Below are 22392 nucleotides of genomic sequence, written 5' to 3'. Positions count from 1 at the left end.
AACACCCTAAATGGTCAATAATGAGCAACGCTCACTATTTCGAGCAATGATGACAAGCCTTCAACACTGCGTATCAAATAAATTTACAGCCCTAGATAGTACACAGCTTGGCCATTGCGTTCGTTATTTTTGTAAATTTAATGCTAATTCAATTAATAGTATTATCATACTAATTAAATCGCAACACTTTTCGACTGATAACAAACATGCGCTTTACGAATAAAAAACCCCAGCAGGGCTGGGGTTTTTGGGTCTAATTAAGAATTAGAAAGAATAACGTGCACCCAAGGCAAATGTGCGTGAGTAAATAGCATTACTAAAGTTAAATAGGTTGTCGTTGCCTTCACCGTAGTAACTTTGGTAAACATCATCTAGGATGTTTGTTGCATCAAAGGTCACAACAAAATCTTCATTGATATTGTAGCTAAATTGGAAGTCTAAGCTTTGTTCTGGGCGGCTCCAAAACTGCAAAGGATTAGCAAAGATAGCGGCTTCATTACCCGTATAAAACTCTGAACGCCATACATAAGATAAACGCATATCGAATGAATCACGCTCATAAATACCTACGATGCTATATGATTCATCAGATACACCCGCCATCTCTGATTCTACATAGCGAGAAATATTACCTGCTTCGTCAAAGTCAGGCGTGTCTTGAGATGAATCAAGCAGTGTGTAACTTGCTTGCACACCTAAGCCATTCAAGTATTCAGGTAATTCTTCAGGGAAGTAAACTAAACCTAACTCGAAACCTGATAGCTCACCATTGGAAGCATTAACGGGTGCACTTAATACGTATGGACGAGTGACGCCATCGTTACCTTCACGTACAACTGTTTTGCGGCCAGGTACAACTAGGCCTTCAATTTCACGCTTAAAATATGCTGCGTAAAGTGAACTTGTATCAGCAAAATACCACTCAAGGGAAACATCATAGTTAGTCGATTCTGTCGGTTTTAATTCAGGGTTACCGCCAGTGCCTTCCCCATAAATCGCCCCCTCAGTAAGTGGATCAGTCCAATACTGAAGCGCATTCAAATCAGCAAAGTTAGGCATACGCAGCGTTTCTGTATACGCTACACGGCCAACCACATCATCGGTAATATTCCAGTTAAGCATAAAGCTTGGTAGAACTTTGCTTACATCTGCAGTTGCAGAGCTAGTATCAAATACATTGGTATTAGTGCCAGTTTCAGCTGTAAACTTCATATCTTGTTCATAGCTCACATAACGTACACCAATTTCACCACTGATATCTTCGGTTAAGAAAAAGTTCGTTGTTGCATAAAGTGCATATGAATCTTCTTCAATATCAAAGGTTTTATATTTATCTTCCGCTTCAAGTCCGTAAATCCCGCGAATTGCATTCGCATTATTTAGTAAGTAACCACCGTCCGCTGTAATAAAGCTATCAAAAACGTCTGCACGACCATCTAAATAATCATTAACTTGATACACCACACCTGAGCCATCACCCGATGCACCCGCTGCTGCAAGTTGTTCAATTAGACTTGCAAGAGATGTATCCGCTATGCCACTGTCCTGAGTACGTGTAAACTCCTCTGCGGTGCGGTTTTCATAACGACCACCAAATTTTACTTTATCGAAATATGTACCGCCAATTAAGTACTCCGCATCAAAAGTAAATGTAAGAGCGTCGCCTCGGTTGCCTCCGCCATTATCGTATAATGTACTCGCATTCCAGTTTTCGATGGCTGCCATGTCTGCTTCATTTAAAGCTGTGTTCGGATCATCCCAAAATGCAATACCTGGCATTCCGTCATTATCATTAAAGTCTACATCTAACCCTGTAGCAACACGATCAAACCGCATACCAAAAAAGTCGCTTTCAAACTCACTTTCTTGATAAACAAGTTCTGTGTTAATTGTTAAGTAATCACTTGCTTGCCACTCGGCGCCGAGTGCATATAGGTAACTGTCTGTTTTTTCAGAGTTAGAGTCGCCACTTTGGAAGCCACCAGCACCAATAGCTTGTTTCTCTTTAATGACATTAGTACCATCAAACACAACGGGGGTATCAATATTCCCATTACCATTTTCAAAGGTATTTGAGAACCATAATGCGTTTTGAGACTGATTATCATAACCGGTATAGAAACCTTCCGCTGTAATTTCCAACGTTTCATTAGGAGCCCATTGGAGTGATATTGATGCAGCAGGTCGTTTGCGAACACCTGTAAAAGACGTACCGAAAATCGCATCTCGAGCTAACAAATATTCTGTTGGTACACCATCAACATTTAATGTTGAACCAGCAGCCGAAGGCAAACCACTTTCAAGTCCCGCCTGCCAAATCAAATTCCCCTGCGAGTCATTATTTGGAATACGAGAATAAGGTGAATAACCAACAGCTGGTTTATCTGTAAAGAATGGGAATGCCGCGCCCGCTGTTATTGTGTCATCGCGATAATTAGTTTCTGCATAAGAGACGTTAAATAGCGCACCAAATTCACCAGCTCCCTCTAAATCCCAGCGATTGCTAATGAGGGCGCTGATATTAGGATCAATTTCATCAGACTGATCAGAATAAATTGCACGTGCTGCTAAAACGACTTTTTCACCTTCAAAGTTGAATGGACGGTGCGTTTTAATGTCAATTGCCCCTGCGATACCACGCTCAATTTGATCTGCCGAGCGCGTTTTATAAACAGTGACGCCTGATAAAAGGCTTGCTGGAATATCTTGTAGTGAAACATCACGACCCGCACCAGTAAAGATGGCACGACCATTTATAGTTGTATTAACATCGGTTAAGCCACGAATTGAAACTGCACTTACTTCACCAGCACCACGACCCGTTGTTTGTACCCCCGTTACACGTTGTAATGCTTCAACTACGTTATTATCAGGAAACTTACCAATATCTTCTGCAACAATGGCATCGACTATCTGAACGCTTGCACGCTTTTCATCTAATGCTTTGTTTAAGCTGCCGCGAATACCAGATACCTGAATCACTTCCATTTCATCAGCGCTATTCTCAGGAGTGGTTGGCGTTTCCTCTTGAGCAAAAGCAAATTGACAAGTAAATGCCATAACTACAGCACTGGCTATGTGTGTTCTTTTAAACATAAGCGGTGTTCTCCAAATTATAGTTATATCGGCCCGCTGAACTTTCCCCATTCAGTTACCGAAGCGAGACCACTGTATTGTGCATCGTATGTTGTCAAAACGGTGCGCGAGTGAATCTACATTTTTTATGTTAATACTTTGCTGCCTGAACTTTAATCATATTGTATGACTATTTAACAGTCAACTCAAAATTAATAAATTAAAATAAGTGTCGCTATGTTTACAAAAACACTTTGATTATAGCATGTTACAAACATATGAAAGGCTATTTTAAATATAAAAAACCATGAAAAGGCTATAATAATCATTAAGATAAAGATGAGTAACAGATCATCTAAACTCTCTTTTAATTTATAAGAAACAACAAGAAAGGACTAACAAGTTATTTACCTTGCACATTTTAATGCTACTATTAATATTGAAATACAATAATACAATATAAGTTTACTTTTAACTGCACTGACTAAATCGTTGCGATGTAAACAATCAGTTACCCAGTATAATTTAACGTACAGTGCTTATTACTTGGGCTGTTTAAGTTAGATCTAAGTGTGGACAAAGTAATAGCTCGAACAACAATTATTAGTCAAAGAGGACACTCATGAAGAAACTCAAAGCCTTAACACTGCCTTTACTCTTCTCAAGCAGTTTAGCCGTTGCACAAAATCCACTGTTTACCGATGTATTTACTGCTGACCCAGCTGCACTTGTACACAACGACACCGTATACCTTTATACAGGCCATGATGAAGCCCCTAATAATGATGTCTTCTTTGAAATGCATGATTGGCTGGCTTTTTCTTCTACCGATATGGTGAACTGGAAAAAACACGGCCCAATAATGAAAGCCACTGACTTTAAATGGGCTAAGGGCCAAGCGTGGGCTTCACACATGATTGAGCGTGATGGTACTTTCTATTTCTTTACCACAGTGCGCCACAATGACACAAAACCCGGTTTTGCAATTGGTGTTGCCACCTCTAAATCACCAACAGGTCCATTTAAAGATGCCATTGGTCATGCGCTTGTAACCGATGACATGACCAAACATACGCCAAATGATTGGGACGACATCGACCCTGCTATTTTCACTGAAGAAAACGGCGATACTTACATGTTCTTTGGTAACTTAATGCCTAAATATGTAAAGCTCAGCGACGACTTACTGTCTCTTGATGGTGAAATTAAAACGCTGGACTTGCCTAACTTTACCGAAGCGTTATGGGTTCACAAGAAAAACGACAACTACTATGTATCTTATGCCTGTGAGTTCCCAGAGAAGATCTGTTATGCCATGAGTAAAAGCATTCACGGGCCTTGGGAATATAAAGGCATCTTGAATGAAATAGCGGGTAACAGCGAAACCAACCACCAATCAATTATCGAATATAAAGGTAAAGACTACTTTATTTACCATACTGGTGCAGTGCCACCGATTGATGGCAAACCAAGTGGCGGGCGTTTTCGTCGTTCGGTCGCTATTGAGCCACTTTACTACAACGAAGATGGCACGCTTAAGCGCATTATTATGACCACTGAAGGCCTCAGTAAACAAGACAAATAATTTCAAGAAGGGCTCTTTAAGAGCCCTTTTTATTGCCTATATATAATACAAATAAACACTTTCCTCGCCTTCTTCTAGTCTAAAATTAAATTAAAAAGCTAAATATGGCTCAGCAAACATCAAAATCGGCCTCTCAAAAAAATTAAAAATACGCCTATACACATTGTAAAATATGAAACCTTGCGTTTACACCTTAATTACATTTGCAAAAGTATTTGCACATTTCAAATAGTACTATAAAATTACAATACTACGTTCTTATTAGTTTGATATAGGCACGCGGCAATTTTATTGACAACAATCGAATAAAAAAATGAATCCCAGTTTCAAGAGGACACATAAAATGAAATTAAATAAATTAGCCATGATCATAGCCTGCTCTTTGGCTGTTACAGGTTGTGGTAAAGAAGAGGGTACTAAGCTTGACTCATCACCTGCGGTTGCCGACCCGCAAAGTGCAAAACCAAGTGTAAGCAGCAGTGTTCAATACACTGAATCAGGTAGTGTCATGATGACTAATGTAAGCGTGCACGATCCTTCTGTGGTTAAAGTTGACGACACCTATTATATTTTTGGCTCTCATCTTGCTGCCGCTAAATCAACTGATCTCTTAAACTGGGAAATAATTTCGAGCCTCTCAGCTAACGCAGCTGTTAACGAAAGTCCACTATTTGACTACAACTACACAGCTGAAATTGCCGAAGGTATTGAGTGGACAGATGGCTTCACAGGAAACTGGGCAGCAGATGTAATCAAAGCGCCAAATGGCAAATTTTGGTTTTACTATAACCACTGCGCACAAGATAACCCAGATACCGCAGATGTGGTTGATGAAGTGTGCTGGAATCGCTCTTACCTTGGCTTAGCCGAAGCTGACAACATTGAAGGCCCTTATAAAAACAAAGGTATTTTCTTACGCAGCGGTTATCGCTCTGATGCTGAATTTTCAGCATACCCACTTGATAACGGTCAAACGACATGGAATGGTGCCGTTGATCCAAACGCCATTGATCCTGCAGCCTTCTATGATGCAAACGGCAAACTTTGGCTGGTTTACGGCTCCTATTCTGGCGGTATTTTCGTGCTAGCTATGAATGAAGAGACCGGTATGCCAGAAGCAGGTCAAGGCTATGGTAAAAAGCTGGTAGGCGGTGACTTTCGAGCAATGGAAGGTGCATTTGTGATGTACAGCCCCGAAAGTGAATACTACTACCTATTCTACTCAGTCGCTGGTTTTGCGCTAAACGATGGTTACAACATCCGTGTTGCTCGCTCAAAAACACCTGACGGCCCTTACCTAGATAACGCTGGTAACGACATTGCTGCAATGGGCGGACTTGAAGTGGGCGAAAAGTTAATGGGTGGTTTTGAGTACACGCAAGAACTTGGTGAAACAGCACCAGCATGGGGCTACCAATCACCAGGTCATAACTCTGCTTACTACGATGAAGCGACAGGTCGTCATATTTTAGTAACGCATACACGTTTCCCGCAAACATCGACTGAGTTCCCAACAACTTCAGAAGCGCACCAAGTGCGTGTTCACGAAATGTTTATCAACTCATTAGGCTGGCCAGTGGCTTCACCACAACGCTATGTGCCGCTTGAAGGCGACAACATGGTTGTGGCAGATGAACTTTACGGTTATTACAAGTTTATCAACCACGGTAATGAGGTAAACACCGACGCTATTCGTTCAATGCATATTGCTCTTAACGAAGATCATTCTGTTACCGGTGATGAGCAGGGTATCTGGTACATGGTTGATGACTCAAATATCAAACTAGAGCTTGATTCAGGGACTTATTACGGGGTCGCAAAATGGCAATGGGATGACAATAAACAAGATCTAGTCGTTACTTTTTCGGCCTCATCTTTAGATAATGCGACAGTATGGGGCACAAAAGTTGCGCAAATTAATGAGTCTGAGACAATTCTAGCAACAATACAAGATGCGTTAAATATAAAAACTGAGCTTACAATCGCTGACGATGGTTACTCACTTCCAACGAAAGGCAAAGCAGGTACAAAAATTACTTGGCAGTCTAGCAATGAGTATTATATTGATACAGATGGTTCTATTTTTATCCCAACGCCGGATCGAGGTGATCAAGCAGTCACTTTAACTGCAACGCTAGAGCTTAATGGTGAAGTTGCAACAAAAACATTCAATGTAAACCTAAAAGCACGACCTGAATTTAGAAATGCAATTGCCCATTATCAATTTGAAGATTCACTACGCGACGCCTTAGGTAATCTAGATGATGCTGGTGTAACTGACAACAATCTATTAAATGTAGGTGTAGGCACAACCGCTTTCGCTGATGGTCAAACAGGTAAAGCCTTTAACTTTGACGGTGCAACGGGTGTTCGTTTACCTGATAATTTAATTACAACCTCAGAATTCACCGTTTCTTATTGGATTAATCCTGAGAAAATCACAGACTTTTCTCCAACTTTCTTTGCCGCAGCATCCGTTGATAACTGGATAAGTGTCGTACCAGCAAATTCTCCTTCATTCCTTTGGAGCCATTATTTTGATGAAAATAATAAAGATGTTTGGGGTGATGTAAACCAAACTACACCAGCCCCATTAGCTTGGTCGCATATTGCAATTACTTATGTAGACCAAACAGCTACTCTTTATAAAGATGGCAAAAGAATTGGTTCAATACAAAGACCCGACATGTTTAATACACAAACAGGTAACTTTGCATTAGGTGTAAACTATGGCTGGGATTTACCGTTCCAAGGCCAAATTGATGAGTTCATTGTGTATGACTACGCACTCAATAGCCTAGATATTAACGGTGCAGCGATTAACAACTTAACTGATCCAACTCAGTTTGAAGGCTTTATCACAAATGCCCTTGATTTAGGTGATATATCTGCAGTACGTGAGAACTTCGAATTACCTCGCGTTGGTCCATTTGTATCAGGGATCAGCTGGACATCCAACAACGAACAATATTTAAAACCCGTCAATGGCACAGCTATTGTCACTCAGCCAAGTGCGACAGCTGGCGACCAAGTCGTGACATTAACGGCTACTATTCGATACAAAGACTTCACAGATACCAAGTCATTCGATGTAACCTTAAAATCACTTGCCCCTGCTGAGTACAGCTTTGAAGGTGACTTAAGTGCTTTAAACGGTGCCTACGCAGCGGGTAAACCAACTGGCGGTTTAATTAATAATACTGGCGGCAATGTTACTTATGTAGATGGCATTATAGGCCAAGCCGTATTTCTTGACGGTTCGGGGGTTCGTTTACCGGATAACCTAATTACCACCAATGACTACTCTGTATCTATGTGGTTGAAACCTGAAAGCTTCACAGATTACACAACCGCATTCTTCGCGGGTGCGAGTGCGGACACTTGGTTAAGTTATGTTCCATCAATGTCTGGAACGGCGCTTACCCGCTTATGGGCAAATAACGGTGCATTCTTCGATAATGCTGAGCTAGATAGTCGTATTCCTCTCAAAGAGTGGACTCACCTTGCCTTTACGGTTGATGGCACCAACGGCGACACGATAAAAATGTACGTGAACGGTGAACTACAGCTAGAAACGGGCGGTTTCCCTCGCGTATTCACAGTCCCTGGTGAAACCAACGAGTTTGCCCTAGGTGTTAACTACTGGGATACCCCCTACAACGGGGCTATTGATGAACTGAAAATTTTCAACGGTGCGATTAGTGCTGAAGAAATAAAAGCACTCTTTGACGCAGCTTCTGCACAAGAAGAGTAATAAGTAAGGTGAGCTGTCTCACCTTACTTATGTGTTGTCAGGAAAGGCCGAGTGAAAACTCGGCTTTTTTCTTACCTAAAACAAAATAATCATTCATTATTAAGCTGATCTGCCGATAAGTAGATTACCAATACATTGGCATTTTATGAGTTAATAACTAACTTATACACAATGCTACTATTTAAAGGGCGTACTATGAACTTTCGGAACTGGCCTATAGCAAAACAAATTGGTGCACTCGCATTTATATTATCCTTATGTGTATTCTCCATCGTTGGTGCCTCATCTTATTTCAGTGCTAAAACAATTTTAACTAATAAAAGTGAACATACGATCAAGGCTAACCTTAACCAAATATCATCTCTCCTCGAACTTCAATATAACAGCTTACTTGGCATTGCACGGCGAAATGCAAATGTATTTAGCGATATGTACTCTGGTTCAATTACGTTAAGTGAACAAAAAACACAAGTCGGTCAATATCAGGTTCCATCATTAGCGCATAACGGCGAGTTAATTAATAACAATATGAATATGGTCGATCGTTATGCAGATCTGACAAAAGGCAATGCAACAGTTTTTGTAAGAGATGGTGATGACTTTTTCCGTATTGCCACGTCATTAAAAAAAGACAATGGCGAACGAGCTGTAGGTACTTACCTAGGAAACAAGCACCCAGGTTACGAAAAGCTCATTGCGGGAGAAGAATATGAAGGGTACGCTAAACTCTTCGGAAATGAATACATGACTGTGTATAAGCCTATTAAAAATAGTACTAACCGGGTCATAGGTATACTTTATATTGGCTTTAATATAAACGACTCTCTTAATGCCCTCAGAGAGTCTGTTGCAAATCTAACAATAGAAGAATCAGGGAAGCTGTTACTATTCAATAATGCCAATAACACAATTATTGTAGGTCCGCATAGTCAATCAGGAGAACAGTTAACAAAGCAAACCTTGCAAGGATTGCCGATTGAGCAAACCGACTCAAACGAACATGTCTATTACACCGACCAACACAATGAAGCGATGTTTGCACTTGCAAAAAAAGTAAAAGGCTGGAATTGGACACTACTCGCCCGTGTAAAAGCACATGAGCTAAATGACGAAAGCTGGCAATTAATGCGTGTGAATGCACTGGCCTCTATCGCCGGCGTTATCATGATTAGCCTTTTACTGTTTTGGGGACTAGTAAGGACACTCGCACCACTTAAAAGACTGACCAAAACAGTTGATGCTCTAGGTAAAGGTGACTTATTGCAGCACATCGAAGCCACTAACCAGCCCAGTGACAACGAAGTAATAACGATTACAGCAAGTGTAAGTAAAATGTCTGTGGAGCTTAAAAAGCTAATACTGGCTTTACAAACATCAATAGTACAACTTGAAACACAAGCATCAGCGGCTCACCACTTAGCACAACAAAATGGCCAAGAAGCCCATGAAATGATGGCACAAACCGCGCAAATTGCAACGGCAATAGAGCAAATGTCGTGCTCGATAAAAGATGTTGCACATAATGCCACTGAAGGCGCGAACCAGACACTTCAAGTTGATAAAGATGCCCAATCAGGACAAAGCCAATTAACGCAAGTCATCAATGATTTAATGCTGCTTAGTCAGCAACTTAATAATAGCCATGATGCGGTAGAAAAGGTGAATGATGCTAGCAATGAAATAAGTAAAGTGACTGAGGTTATTAATGCCATTGCTGAGCAAACCAATTTATTAGCCCTAAATGCAGCAATTGAAGCGGCCAGAGCAGGTGAACAAGGACGAGGCTTCGCAGTTGTTGCCGATGAGGTCAGAACTTTAGCTCAGCGCACACAAAAATCGATTGTCGAAATAAGCCAAACTATCGAGCAACTACAAAGCCAAGTTACCATGGCGGCAGAAAAGATGAAACAAAGCCAGCAGCTAGGGCTTAAGTCTTCAGAAGAAGGCAAAAAGACAGGAGAGCAATTAGAGTCTATTACCATCAGTATTGGGGAATTAACCCGCTCCTCAAGTAACATTGCTGAAGCGACCGATCAGCAGAGCACAGTCGCACAAGAAATAACACAAAACCTTCATCAAATAAGTCAACTTGCAAAAGACAGTGAAGCGCGCACCCAAGGCACAATAAGCTCTGCTGACGACTTAAAAACCCTTGCCGAAGGGCTCAAACGGCAAATTAGTTTCTTTAAAGCAGATTAATCAAAACCTCGATACCAGTTTGTCGGTATCGAGGTAACAGCTCCAGTGCCACATTAAATAAAAGCTAAAGAAATAGTCCCCATTGCCGATACTAACTTATTCTTCACTTATACTTAACCGCGATGAATATTAACTCGTTAGCGCATGCCCTGAACATAGATAACCAAAAATCGACGGCAAAAGACGATACTACATCCGACTATCGTTTCTCTATTGCTGAGAGAGCAACACTTTCTGGACAACAAACAGCAGAAACAAAAGCGCAAGAAAAAAAGAGTGAACTGCCAGCTGCAATTCAAAAAATGCTCGCCCAGTTAGAACTTTTAAAAGAACAACTTGAGCAAGCAAAAGAGCAACTTGCAAAACTACAAGCCTCAGAAAACCAACAAGATGATGCAGTTAAAACACAAATCGAAATACAACTTGAAATAGTCATGGGGTTACAAAACCAAGTTATGTCACTAAGCCAAGCTATCGCAGATGCAATGAAAGAGGCCGGTATCAGCGATCCAGGTGTATTAATTAGTGCGCTGGTGTGAAAATGAGCGCAAAAAAGCCACTCATAAATGAAGTGGCTTTGGTTGAGTCGATTTATTACTTATAACTTAATTTGGTTCACGCAGATGGAACACTTGGCACTTGTTACCTAAATTAGGCTGTTGTGCGAAGTTAGTGTTTTCAGCTAAACCACAGTTACTTAAACCAAGTGCTTGTTTTGTGTAGCGGTTGATAAGCATCACACCACCACCTTCTACTGGAGCAATACGCCACTGTGCTGTTTTCGCTGCACAAGAAGCCATTTCTACGTTGGCACCTGGTACTAAGGCATTATCAGCTACCGCAGCACAGAACTCGCTATCAGCGCTTTGTTTAAGGCTTACATAGCCTGTATCTGTTGGTGTGAAGAACCATTGCTGTGCATCTTTATGCGTAAAAGCTTGTTGCTCAACATTGGTACCCGCTTTAACCGTACCAGCCACGCTAAGTGCTTTACCACTTTGTTGGCTTAATACGACAACACTGCCCATAGGGCGTAATTGCCAGTCGCCACACGCTGTTGCGTCGCTTTGCTGTAAAACTGCTTGGTTTTGTGCGGCAGAACAACCAGCAACCGCTAATGGCTTGCCTGTGTAACGGTTAGTAATAGAGACATTACCATCTGTACTTGGTGCTACTTTCCACTGTTGGCAGAAGTTATTGCGCCATGCTGCTGATTGTACTTTAGCGTTATCTGCGTCATTACAGCTTTCAAGCTCTAAGAACTTGCTGTCTTCACGGTTAGCTAAACGAACAAAACCATCTGTTGTTGCATCAATAACCCATTGACCATTGGTGCTTGCACACTGACGTTGAACTGCACGTGCATCTTGTGGATCAGCTGCGATGTCTAAACATAAGCCGCTTGTTGCATTCACTAATTGGTAACGTTGACCTTGTACTCGCGTTACCAGTGGACCGTATTCACCTGATGGCGGTGCGACTTCAACGCCTGGTGTTAATGGTTTACCAAAGCTTGGCGTGCCATCGTCATTCCAAGTAAATTTTTGTGCGCGTAATGAGCGAGTCGCACTACAACCGTGCTCTACCGAATCATTACCGTGATAAACTAACCAATCTTCTGTGCCGTCTGGCGATGTGAAAAAGCCGTTGTGGCCAGGGCCAAACACTTCTTCTGTACGCTCAAATACTGGCTTGTCGTATTTTTTCCAGCTGCTCGCTTTAAGCGGATCGTCACCAACAAGCTCAAGCATACCTAGTTTGTAATCTGGCGTATTACAGAAGCTTGCTGAGTACGTCATAAACGTACGGCCATTGTGCTGTAAAATTTCAGCGCCTTCAGTGACTTTACGGCCACTGATTTCCCAATCTAGCTCAGGGCGCGTGATCACCGTATGCGGTGAGTTCTCTTTCAGTGTCCACGGGTTTTCCATTTCAGCAATAATATTTAATTGCTGATCGCCCTGCCATTGAGAGTAAATCACATACAGGTTGTCTTTGTATGTTAGGTAGTTACCGTCGATGTTCCATACGTTAGGCATTAATGCGCCCTTATATTCGTATGGACCCATAGGATCATCACCGGCACTTTCTAATACATTTAAGTGTTGGTTATCTAAAGTGCCATCAGTACCAGCTGTGTACATCATGTACCAACGGTAGCCGTTTGGCCCTTTTAGGCGATGGAACTCAAACGCCCAGAAGTTACAACAACGTTCAGGGTTTGAATCAGACCAAACATTGATAGGTGTTGCATCAGCAAGGCCCGCGAGTGTTGGTGATTTACGCATCACTAACTCAGATGTCCATGTTGTTGTGGTTAGGTAATAGTTACCATCCCAATACTCAAGCCATGGATCGGCACCATTAGGAAAAAGTGGGTTGGTAAAAATACCATCATCTTGAATTGGCGCTTTTGCTGTGGCTGCGACATCTGCTTTGGCTGTGTTGTCTTCAGCCGTAGTCTGACAGCCCGTCAGCGCGCCAAACGACAAGGCAAATAGGCTAGCTAAACCAGCCTTTTGCATTGCGTTTTTAAGCTTTGTTGTTTTCACGTTTGTGTTCCTTTATTTTGTACCAAATTCGTACACAATGCGTGTTGAATACACGTCACCCGGCAGTAAAGTTGTGCTTGGGAACGTTGGCTGGTTGGGTGCATCAGGGAAATGCTGTGGCTCTAAACAAAAACCACTTCTAAAATTATGCACTAAGCCAGACGCTTGCTTGGTACTACCGTCTAAGAAGTTACCTGAATAAAACTGTACCGCAGGCTCTTCTGTGTAAACTGTTAACGTACGGCCAGAGTTTGCTTCGTAAACCGTCGCTGCTTCAATAAGCTCATTGCTTGGCGTGTCTTTAAGCACAAAGTTATGGTCATACCCTTTGCCAAGTTTGAGCTGTTCGTTGCTTGCTTTGATATCTTGGCCAATTGCTTTAGCTGTACGGAAGTCAAACGGTGTGCCTGCCACATCCATCAACTCACCCGTTGGGATCAAGCCGCCATCGACAGGGGTAATTGCTTTTGCGTTAATTTGCATTTGGTGATCAAGAATGTCGCCTTTACCCGCTAGGTTAAAGTAGCTGTGTTGCGTCATATTGATGATAGTAGGCTTGCTTGTTGTGGCAATAAACTGCATATCTAGCGTGTTGTTGTTCGTTAGCGTGTAAGTCACTTCAGTGGTTACTTCACCTGGGTAACCTTGGTCACCATCTGGGCTCACTAAGCTTAAGGTAACACCTGCGCTATTTTGTGTCGTGAACGGTGTCATGTTCCACACTTTTTTATCGAAACCTTGCACACCACCATGTAAATGGTTGTCACCATCGTTGGTTGCTAATTGGTATTCAGTGCCATTTAACGTGAATTTACCGTTTGCGATACGGTTACCAAAGCGACCGATGATGGCACCGTAGTAAGTCGTTGCTTTTGTGTACGCTTCTAGGTTATCTAAACCCAATACAATATTACCCATTTCGCCTTTTGCATCAGGTGTTTCAATACGCGTGATAATACCGCCGTAGTTGATCACATCAACGCTAATACCATTGCTGTTAGTCAGCGTTACTTGATTAACTGGCGTTTGATCAGCAAGTACGCCATAAGCCGTCATTGATGCTGAAGGGGAAGTCGTCATGTTATCTCCTTGATGAGCACACGCTGGTGTAAGGGCAATCCCGCATGTCACCAACAATGCATAAAGCCCGCGCGACTTTTTCGTGTTCGAACTGGCTGTTTGATGAGTTGTTTTTAAACCTTGTAAAACACATTGCAATGACATATGAATAACCTTTTTGTAATTGTATTTATAGTTTTATAATACAAATAAGGGTGTCATTGCAACTTTAATCGCTAAAGTTGGATTTTTCCGTCTTTCACCATGATGCAATCCATTCCCGCACTTTTCGCGGCTTGATAGCCAATTTGCGTGTCTTCAAAGACCACACACAGGCTTGGCTTAACACCTAATTGATCTGCCACTTTTAAGAATGTTTCTGGGTTTGGCTTGCCTTTACTTACATCACTGGCAGTCACTAAGGCACCAATTTTATTAATTAAATTAGTATCTGTTAGATGCTCAATTGCATGTTCGCGATCAGCACCTGTACCAACCCCAATCGGTAATACACCATGGTACTTTTCAAGTACTGCGACGGTTTCGTCAATCACTAGCGGTTGGTGCTGTAAATCGACCCAAAACTGATGTTTATCTTTTGCCACAACTAGAGGGTCATGATCTAAGCCAAATTTTTCATTAAGCATTTCAATTGTTTTAACGGTCGGAATGCCGCCCAAGCTGTACATGTAGTCGTAATCGAATGGATACCCATAGGCTTCGCAAGCTTTCTGCCATGCCTGTAAGTGACTGCCCATTGAGTCAATTAAGGTGCCATCCATATCAAAAATAATGCCTTGGTAGGCGCTTAAATCGATCATATCTACTCCTAAAAAGTTTCGCTTCACAATAGCATAAGCCAGCGAAGAGCGTGGCTCATCACTGGCTTAATCGACAACAAAATTTGGGGGGAACGTGCTCACACACAGCACGTTCTAGTACATAAAGTACTAATTCTTACAGGCCACGTTTTAGCATGTAGTAAGCTGCGTTATGACGAAGCTCTGTTTTGAAACCACGGATCGTCGTATCGTTATCGATGATCATCGTTTCAACGCCAGCCATTTCAGCAAAATCGATAATCATATCGGTTGTTACTGCTTGGCTGTATGCAGTGTGGTGTGCACCACCGGCGTGGATCCATGCAGCTGATGCTACAGATAGATTTGGTTTTGGTTCCCAAAGCGCTGAAGCAACAGGTAAGTGAGGTAAATCAGCTGGCGGAGCCACTGTGTCTACTTCGTTGATTAAGATACGGAAACGGTTACCCATATCAATTGGTGATACGTTGATTGCAGCACCCGGTTTTGCAGTAAACAATAAACGACCTACATCACATTTCACACCGATCGTGTGTTGGTGAACTTCAAGACGTGGTTTTTGTGCTGCAATTGAAGGACACACTTCTAACATGTGCGCGCCAAGTACTTGGTCAGTCTCACCCATGTTGTAAGTGTAATCTTCCATGAATGAACAACCGCCATCACGGCCTTCACCCATTACTTTCATGATGCGAACCATAGCAGCTGTTTTCCAGTCACCCTCACCACCGTAACCATAGCCTTTCGACATTAGGCGCTGTGTAGCAAGACCCGGAAGACCAGAAAGACCTGATAAGTCTTCAAAACAGTTTGTGAATGCTTTAAAGCCGCCTTTCTCTAAGAAGCGCTCCATACCAAGCTCTAAGCGTGCTTCGTTGCGTAGCATTTTCACTGCGTAATCGTCTTGTAGCGTTTCGTCAGCAATTACGTAGTCTTGCTTATAAAGCGCTAATTGCGCATCAACTTCTTCTTCAGTGATGGTATCAACCACTTTCACAAGCTCAGCGACACCAAACGCGTGTACTTCATAACCAAAGGTAATTTGTGCTGAAACTTTGTTACCTTCAGTCACCGCAACTTGACGCATGTTGTCGCCAAAACGCGCAACTTTAAGTGTTTGGCTTTCTGCCCAACCTTTCGCCGCACGACACCAGTCATCTAACTGCTGTTGTACATCAGCACGTTGCCAGTGACCCGCAACAACTTTACGCTCTTTACGCATGACAGTACCGATGAAACCGAACTCACGGTCACCGTGTGCACTTTGGTGCGTATTCATGTAATTCATGTTGATGTCAGACCAAGGAAGGGCTGCATTGAACTGAGTATGAAGGTGTAACCAAGGCTTACGTAATTCGCTTAGGCCAGCAATCCACATTTTCGCAGGAGAGAAAGTGTGCATCCATAATACTAAACCAACACAGTTAGGATCCGTATTTGCCGCTTGGCAAACAGCGTGAATTTCTTCAGGTGACTTAACGGTAGGCTTACATACCAAGTTTACTGGTAGGTTCGCTTCGCTGTTTAAGCCCGCTACAATTGCTTCGCTGTCTTTGGCAACCGTTTCTAACACCTTAGGACCATAAAGATGTTGTGAGCCGGTAACAAACCAGACTTCTTTCGTCATCGTCGTCATGTTAATAATCCTCTAAATTCTTGCTATTTGCTCTGACCGTAATACGCGTTTTTACCGTGCTTACGTAGATAATGTTTATCCATCACTGCTTTTTTAAGTTCAGCTGCGTGTGGATCTAAAGTGCGTGTTAAATACGCCATGCGTGCAATCTCTTCGAGTAGTGCGGCATGGTATACAGACTGAGCGGCATCTTTACCCCACGTGAAAGGCGCATGACCCGCAACAATCACCATAGGTGCAGCTTTCGGATCGCGGTCTTGATACGCATCAGTAATTTGAATACCGGTTTCTAATTCATAATCGCCATTCACTTGCTCATCGGTTAGCTCACGCGTACAGGTGATGTCACCGTGTACATAGTCAGCGTGAGTTGTGCCAAGGCAAGGAATGCTTTGTTTTGCTTGCGCCCATGCAGTTGCATAGGTCGAATGCGTGTGTGTTACACCACCAATTGCATCGAAGTGGCGATATAAATGAACATGCGTTTTAGTGTCAGAAGACGGACGCATAGACCCTTCAACAATGTTGTTTTCAAGGTCGACGATTACCATGTCATCGGCTTTCATTTGGTCGTACGATACACCACTTGGTTTAATCGCAATCACGCCTTTGTCGCGGTCGATTTGCGATACGTTACCAAAGGTATAAATCACTAAGCCACGACGCTGAAGCTCCATGTTCGCTTCATAAACTTCACGTTTTAGTTCTGTAAAACTCATGCTTTGTCTCCGTTTACATAGCTTGCAAGTGCTTGGTAGTTGGCATAAAGCTCGTCATACACAGCAACGCGCTCAGGGTTTGGTAAGTACTGATGACATACAGACGACGCCATCACTTTTTGAGCATCTGCCACTGTTGCGTGCTCACCCGCAGCAACCGCAGCCATAATTGCCGCACCCAATGCACAGCTTTGCTCACTTTCTAAAACGTCGATTGGACAGTTCCAAACATCAGCACAGGTTTGCATTACGTAGTCTGATTTTTTAGAAATACCGCCGATAACAACCACTGACTCGATTGGTACACCTTCGCTACGAAAGCGCTCAGTGATAGCACGTGCGCCAAAGGCAGTTGCTTCAACAAGCGCTTTGAAGAACTTAGGTGCATCAGTGCCCATCTTTAAGCCTGTTAATGCCATGGCAACGCTTTGGTCAGCATCTGGCGTACGACGACCATTTACCCAATCAAGCGCAGTTACGTCGCTGCTTGATACAGGCAGTACTGCCGCAGCTTTTGATAAATCAACTAAGATTGAGTCTTCTAGCTTGTTAACGAACGCTTGCTCAGCGTCAGATAGATTTGTAAGTTGGCGAGTTGGCCAAAGTACTAAGTTCTTGAACCATGCGTATAAATCACCAAATGCAGATTGACCCGCTTCTAAGCCAATTAACCCAGGGATCACTGAGCCATCAACTTGACCACAAATACCCTTAACGCAAGTATCACCTAGCTGCTCTTGAGACGTTACTGTGATGTCACACGTTGAGGTACCCATTACTTTGGTTAGCACACCAGGGCGAACATTGGCTGCTACTGCCCCCATGTGACAATCAAATGCACCGTAACCAACAACAATGCCTTGTGGTAAACCAAGCTTCTCGGCCCACTCAGCAGTTAAGTTGCCCGCAACTTGGTCGCTTGGCTCTGTGGTTGCATTTAGCGTATCAACAACACCATCTAATAGTGGATCGATATTGCTGAAAAAGCTGTTTGGTGGGAAACCGCCCCACTGCTCGTTCCACATTTGTTTGTGGCCCGTTGCACAACGCCCTAGCTTTAATGCTTCAGGGTGTGTTGTGCCGCACATGAGCGCGGTCATCCAATCGCAATGCTCAACCCATGAATAAGTGGCTGCTTTAACACTGCTATCAACGCGGAAAATATGTAATGCTTTGGCCCAGTACCACTCAGAAGAGTAGATACCGCCCATGTGTGACAGGTAGTTCACATCGTTGTTAGTTGCAGCGCACGTGATTTCATTTGCTTCTTTAATAGACGTATGGTCTTTCCACAAAATGAACATTGCATTTGGGTTTTCTGCAAATTCTTCAGTCAATGCCAGTGGTGTACCTTGACTATTAATCGCCACAGGCGTTGAGCCTGTCGTATCAAAGCTCATACCCACTACGTTGTCTGCGGTACCTGCTGGAACTTGTGACCAAAGACCATTCACTACTTCTATAAGGCTATCAATATAGTCTTGTGGATGCTGACGAAACTGATCCTTACTTGGGTCACAATATAAACCTTGTGCCCAGCGCGGGTAGTTTACTAAATGGCTGGCAAGTTCTTCACCAGTCGCAACATCAACGAGTAATGCTCTTACCGAGTCTGACCCGTAGTCTAATCCCAACGTATAACGAGACATAATTACCTTTCACTAATTGCTTACTAACATTGTTAGTCATTATCTTTATTTGTATGATAATATCAACAATGCCAGATTGTAAAGGTATTATAAAAATATTATTAACAGGATTATTTGCTGCTGGCGGGCGATTTATTGCGCAGTTTTTCTGGAAGATTAGATTGTTTTTTCAGCACAAATAATAGGTTAAAGCCATAACATTAACTTTTGTATGATAAGAATGGGATAATTATGTCTAACCAACTAGAACAACTTAAAGCAGTGACAACCGTTGTTGCTGACACGGGTGATTTTGAAGCCATCAACGAATATAAACCGCAAGATGCAACAACAAACCCATCACTCATCTTAAATGCGATTCAAATTGAGAAATATCGCCCACTTGCTGTAGAAGCCGTATCATGGGCAAAAGCACAAAGCAGTGACGCAGCTGAAGTTGTAACAAAAGCAGCTGACAAACTAGCGGTATTAATTGGCTCTAAATTAATGGAGCAAGTACCAGGTTTAGTGTCTACTGAAGTTGATGCGCGTTTATCATTTGATACCCAAGCAACCATTGATAAAGCACTTGATCTTGTTGCTTTATATAAAGAGCAAGGCATCGACACATCGCGCGTATTAATCAAAATTGCTTCAACATGGGAAGGTATTCAAGCGGCTAAAGTACTTGAAGCACAAGGTATTCGTTGTAACCTAACACTGGTATTTGCATTTGCTCAAGCACGTGCTTGTGCCGAAGTGGGTGCCTACCTTATCTCACCATTCGTTGGCCGTATTCTTGATTGGTACAAAGCACAAGATGCAAGCGCTGATTTCGACGGTGCTAACGATCCGGGCGTTAAGTCAGTCACGCATATCTACAACTACTTCAAAAAGCACGGCTACGACACGATTGTAATGGGCGCGAGCTTCCGTAACATCGGTGAAATCCAAGAATTAGCAGGGTGTGACCGCTTAACTATCAGCCCGAAGCTACTTGCTGAACTCGCTGCAACTGACGCACCATTAACTCAAAAACTATTACCAGCAACAGAAAAAGCAGACGCGCCAGCAGCAATGACTGAGCAGGCTTTCCGCTGGGAAATGAATGAAGATGCCATGGCAACTGAAAAACTAAGCCAAGGTATTCGTCAGTTCGCCATTGACCAAGAGAAACTAGAGTCAATCTTAAGCGAATTAGTTTAAACCAATTGTTTAAGCAGCAAAAAGCCCGCAAACTTTGGTTTGCGGGCTTTTTTATTGCCTACCTTTTAGTAAAAGCAGGCTTATCGTGTTGCGATTACGATAATTTTTTGCACCTTACATTATTCAGCAAGTAATGCGTTTGCTTTTGCAACTAGGTTTGCCACTGTGAAACCAAAGTGCTCAAGCAATACTGCGCCTGGCGCTGATTCACCAAATGTCTCCATACCGAGTACATCACCATCTTGGCCAACATACTTGAACCAGAAGTCACGGTGTGCAGCTTCAACAGCAATCTTTGGTGTACCCGTTGGTAGCACGCTTTGACGATATGCTTTGTCTTGGCTATCAAACTGATTCGTTGATGGCATAGATACCACGCGAACTTGCTTGCCTTGTGCTGCTAATTCAGCAGCGGCATTCACTGCGAGCTCAACCTCAGAACCCGTTGCAATTAGAATAAGCTCTGCAGCTTGTTCGCTATCAACAAGTACATAACCCCCTTTTGCAATGTCAGCAACTTGCTGTGCATCGCGCGCCATCGCTTTCGTGCCTTGGCGGCTGAAAATGAGTGAGCTTGGGCCGGTTTCTTTTAATAACGCTTGGCGCCAAGCTACCGCTGTCTCGGTTTCATCACACGGACGCCATGCAGTCATATTCGGTGTCATACGAAGGTTAGCAATTTGCTCGATTGGTTGGTGAGTTGGACCATCTTCACCTTGACCGATTGAGTCATGGGTATACACAAAGATGCTTTGCGCTTTCATTAATGCGGCCATACGTACTGCATTACGTGCGTATTCCATAAACATCAAGAAGGTTGCGCCAAATGGAATAAAGCCACCATGTAATGCAATACCATTCATGATTGCGCTCATACCAAACTCACGTACGCCATAAAATACGTAGTTACCATCAGCAGCATCTTGTAAACCTTTTGCTTCTGGCCATAAGGTTAAGTTAGAACCGGCAAGGTCGGCAGAGCCACCCATTAGTTCAGGGAGCTGCTTTGCAAAGAAAGTGATCGCATTTTGAGATGCTTTACGCGTCGCAATGTTTTGCATGTCAGCTTGGCATTTAGCAATGTACTCATCAGCTAATTCTGCGAAGTTAGCTGGTAATGCTTTTTCAAGAACACGGCGTGTATATTCTTTTGCAAGTTCAGGGTGTGCTTTGCTATAAGCGGCAAACGTTTGCTGCCATGCACCTTCAAGCTCTTGCCCTTTCGCTTGGGTATTCCACTCATTATAAACCTCTTGTGGAACTTCAAATGCTGGGTGTGGCCAGTTTAGCTGCTCACGTACTGCGGCAATTTCGTCGTGACCCAGTGGTGCGCCGTGACAGTCGTGGCTACCTGATTTATTTGGCGAACCAAAACCAATCACTGTTTTACAGCAGATGAGTGTTGGTTGCGTAGTGTTGCCTTGTGCTGCTTCGATTGCACCTGCAATTGCATTCATATCGTGACCATCAACATCACGGATAACTTGCCAACCGTAAGATTCAAAACGTGCAGGTGTATCGTCGGTGAACCAACCTTCTACTTCACCATCGATCGAGATGCCATTGTCATCCCAAAATACGATTAGCTTGCCTAGGCCTAACGTACCTGCCAGCGAACATGCTTCGTGCGAGATACCTTCCATTAAACAGCCGTCACCCATAAAGCAGTAAGTGAAGTGATCAACAATATCAAACTTTGGCTTATTGAATTGCGCTGCTAAAGTTTTTTCAGCGATGGCCATACCTACTGCGTTAGCAATCCCCGAACCTAGTGGGCCTGTCGTTGTTTCAACACCCGGTGTGTAACCATATTCTGGGTGACCTGGTGTTTTAGAGTGAAGCTGACGGAATTGCTTAATATCTTCGATGCTTACGTCGTAACCACTTAGGTGTAACAATGCATATTGAAGCATTGAACCATGGCCATTTGATAACACAAAGCGATCACGGTTAGACCAGTCTGGGTTTAATGGGTTATGGCGGTGAAAGTTTTGCCACAATACCGCTGCAATATCAGCCATACCCATAGGCGCACCTGGATGGCCAGAGTTGGCTTGTTGAACGGCATCGACAGCAAGTATGCGAATAGCATTTGCAGATTGAGAACTAGGCAGAGTCATCTTTTAGCTTCCTGTTAATATTATATTATAAATAATAT

The 22392-nt window shown here is 42.9% G+C and carries 13 protein-coding genes; 5 read left to right on the top strand and 8 right to left on the bottom strand.

What is annotated here, in order from left to right:
• Positions 1 to 264: 264 nt before the first annotated feature.
• On the bottom strand, positions 265 to 3096 hold the full coding sequence (locus PAARA_RS02290) for a TonB-dependent receptor (protein WP_062567465.1): 2832 nt from the start codon (positions 3094 to 3096) through the stop codon (positions 265 to 267).
• Between the two features lie 601 nt (positions 3097 to 3697).
• Between PAARA_RS02290 and PAARA_RS02285 the strand changes: the two genes are divergently transcribed.
• From PAARA_RS02285 to PAARA_RS02270, 4 genes are all read left to right on the top strand, one after another.
• Positions 3698 to 4660, top strand: a complete 963-nt coding sequence (locus PAARA_RS02285; RefSeq protein WP_062567464.1) for a glycoside hydrolase family 43 protein — start codon at positions 3698 to 3700, stop codon at positions 4658 to 4660.
• 343 nt (positions 4661 to 5003) lie between these two features.
• Positions 5004 to 8414 carry a LamG-like jellyroll fold domain-containing protein gene (locus tag PAARA_RS02280; RefSeq protein WP_062567463.1) on the top strand — a complete coding sequence of 1137 codons (3411 nt, stop codon included), beginning with the start codon at positions 5004 to 5006 and terminating at the stop codon, positions 8412 to 8414.
• A 195-nt stretch (positions 8415 to 8609) separates the two neighbouring features.
• Positions 8610 to 10613 (top strand): methyl-accepting chemotaxis protein, encoded by a 2004-nt coding sequence (locus PAARA_RS02275; RefSeq protein ID WP_062567462.1) that lies wholly within the window; start codon positions 8610 to 8612, stop codon positions 10611 to 10613.
• A 122-nt stretch (positions 10614 to 10735) separates the two neighbouring features.
• A complete protein-coding gene (locus PAARA_RS02270; protein ID WP_062567461.1) occupies positions 10736 to 11152 on the top strand; it encodes a hypothetical protein in 417 nt (138 codons plus the stop codon).
• A gap of 66 nt (positions 11153 to 11218) precedes the next feature.
• On the opposite strand, the gene PAARA_RS02265 is transcribed toward PAARA_RS02270, so the two are convergent.
• The 6 genes from PAARA_RS02265 to PAARA_RS02240 form a co-directional block, all read right to left on the bottom strand.
• A complete protein-coding gene (locus tag PAARA_RS02265; RefSeq protein ID WP_245219872.1) occupies positions 11219 to 13165 on the bottom strand; it encodes a family 43 glycosylhydrolase in 1947 nt (648 codons plus the stop codon).
• Positions 13166 to 13177: 12 nt separating this feature from the next.
• On the bottom strand, positions 13178 to 14389 hold the full coding sequence (locus PAARA_RS02260) for an aldose epimerase family protein (RefSeq protein ID WP_062567460.1): 1212 nt from the start codon (positions 14387 to 14389) through the stop codon (positions 13178 to 13180).
• A 71-nt stretch (positions 14390 to 14460) separates the two neighbouring features.
• The gene (locus PAARA_RS02255) at positions 14461 to 15045 is read right to left on the bottom strand and encodes an HAD family hydrolase (RefSeq protein ID WP_062567459.1); all 585 of its coding nucleotides are present in this window, start codon (positions 15043 to 15045) and stop codon (positions 14461 to 14463) included.
• 136 nt (positions 15046 to 15181) lie between these two features.
• Entirely contained in the window at positions 15182 to 16681 is a 1500-nt protein-coding gene (araA, locus tag PAARA_RS02250; RefSeq protein WP_062567458.1) for an L-arabinose isomerase, read from the bottom strand.
• A 23-nt stretch (positions 16682 to 16704) separates the two neighbouring features.
• Positions 16705 to 17400 carry an L-ribulose-5-phosphate 4-epimerase gene (locus tag PAARA_RS02245; protein WP_054552270.1) on the bottom strand — a complete coding sequence of 232 codons (696 nt, stop codon included), beginning with the start codon at positions 17398 to 17400 and terminating at the stop codon, positions 16705 to 16707.
• Positions 17397 to 19049: a ribulokinase gene (locus tag PAARA_RS02240; protein WP_062567457.1), complete on the bottom strand. Its 1653-nt coding sequence runs from the start codon at positions 19047 to 19049 to the stop codon at positions 17397 to 17399. The genes PAARA_RS02245 and PAARA_RS02240 overlap by 4 nt, the downstream gene beginning before the upstream one ends.
• Before the next feature lie 231 nt (positions 19050 to 19280).
• Between PAARA_RS02240 and tal the strand changes: the two genes are divergently transcribed.
• Entirely contained in the window at positions 19281 to 20234 is a 954-nt protein-coding gene (gene tal, locus PAARA_RS02235) for a transaldolase (RefSeq protein WP_062567456.1), read from the top strand.
• Between the two features lie 119 nt (positions 20235 to 20353).
• Here tal and tkt read toward each other — a convergent pair whose 3' ends face one another.
• On the bottom strand, positions 20354 to 22354 hold the full coding sequence (gene tkt / locus PAARA_RS02230) for a transketolase (protein WP_062567455.1): 2001 nt from the start codon (positions 22352 to 22354) through the stop codon (positions 20354 to 20356).
• Positions 22355 to 22392: the final 38 nt, after the last annotated feature.

The sequence above is a fragment of the Pseudoalteromonas arabiensis genome (assembly GCF_001550155.1).
GTDB lineage: Bacteria > Pseudomonadota > Gammaproteobacteria > Enterobacterales > Alteromonadaceae > Pseudoalteromonas > Pseudoalteromonas arabiensis.
This window is presented reverse-complemented; position numbering and strand designations above follow the sequence as displayed.

Excerpts from the sequence above, each read along its gene's own strand:
- PAARA_RS02290 (WP_062567465.1), bottom strand. The coding sequence starts at position 3,096 with ATGTTTAAAAGAACACACATAGCCAGTGCTGTAGTTATGGCATTTACT.
- PAARA_RS02285 (WP_062567464.1), top strand. The coding sequence starts at position 3,698 with ATGAAGAAACTCAAAGCCTTAACACTGCCTTTACTCTTCTCAAGCAGT.
- PAARA_RS02280 (WP_062567463.1), top strand. The coding sequence starts at position 5,004 with ATGAAATTAAATAAATTAGCCATGATCATAGCCTGCTCTTTGGCTGTT.
- PAARA_RS02275 (WP_062567462.1), top strand. The coding sequence starts at position 8,610 with ATGAACTTTCGGAACTGGCCTATAGCAAAACAAATTGGTGCACTCGCA.
- PAARA_RS02270 (WP_062567461.1), top strand. The coding sequence starts at position 10,736 with ATGAATATTAACTCGTTAGCGCATGCCCTGAACATAGATAACCAAAAA.
- PAARA_RS02260 (WP_062567460.1), bottom strand. The coding sequence starts at position 14,389 with ATGTCATTGCAATGTGTTTTACAAGGTTTAAAAACAACTCATCAAACA.
- PAARA_RS02255 (WP_062567459.1), bottom strand. The coding sequence starts at position 15,045 with ATGATCGATTTAAGCGCCTACCAAGGCATTATTTTTGATATGGATGGC.
- araA (WP_062567458.1), bottom strand. The coding sequence starts at position 16,681 with ATGACGACGATGACGAAAGAAGTCTGGTTTGTTACCGGCTCACAACAT.
- PAARA_RS02245 (WP_054552270.1), bottom strand. The coding sequence starts at position 17,400 with ATGAGTTTTACAGAACTAAAACGTGAAGTTTATGAAGCGAACATGGAG.
- PAARA_RS02240 (WP_062567457.1), bottom strand. The coding sequence starts at position 19,049 with ATGTCTCGTTATACGTTGGGATTAGACTACGGGTCAGACTCGGTAAGA.
- tal (WP_062567456.1), top strand. The coding sequence starts at position 19,281 with ATGTCTAACCAACTAGAACAACTTAAAGCAGTGACAACCGTTGTTGCT.
- tkt (WP_062567455.1), bottom strand. The coding sequence starts at position 22,354 with ATGACTCTGCCTAGTTCTCAATCTGCAAATGCTATTCGCATACTTGCT.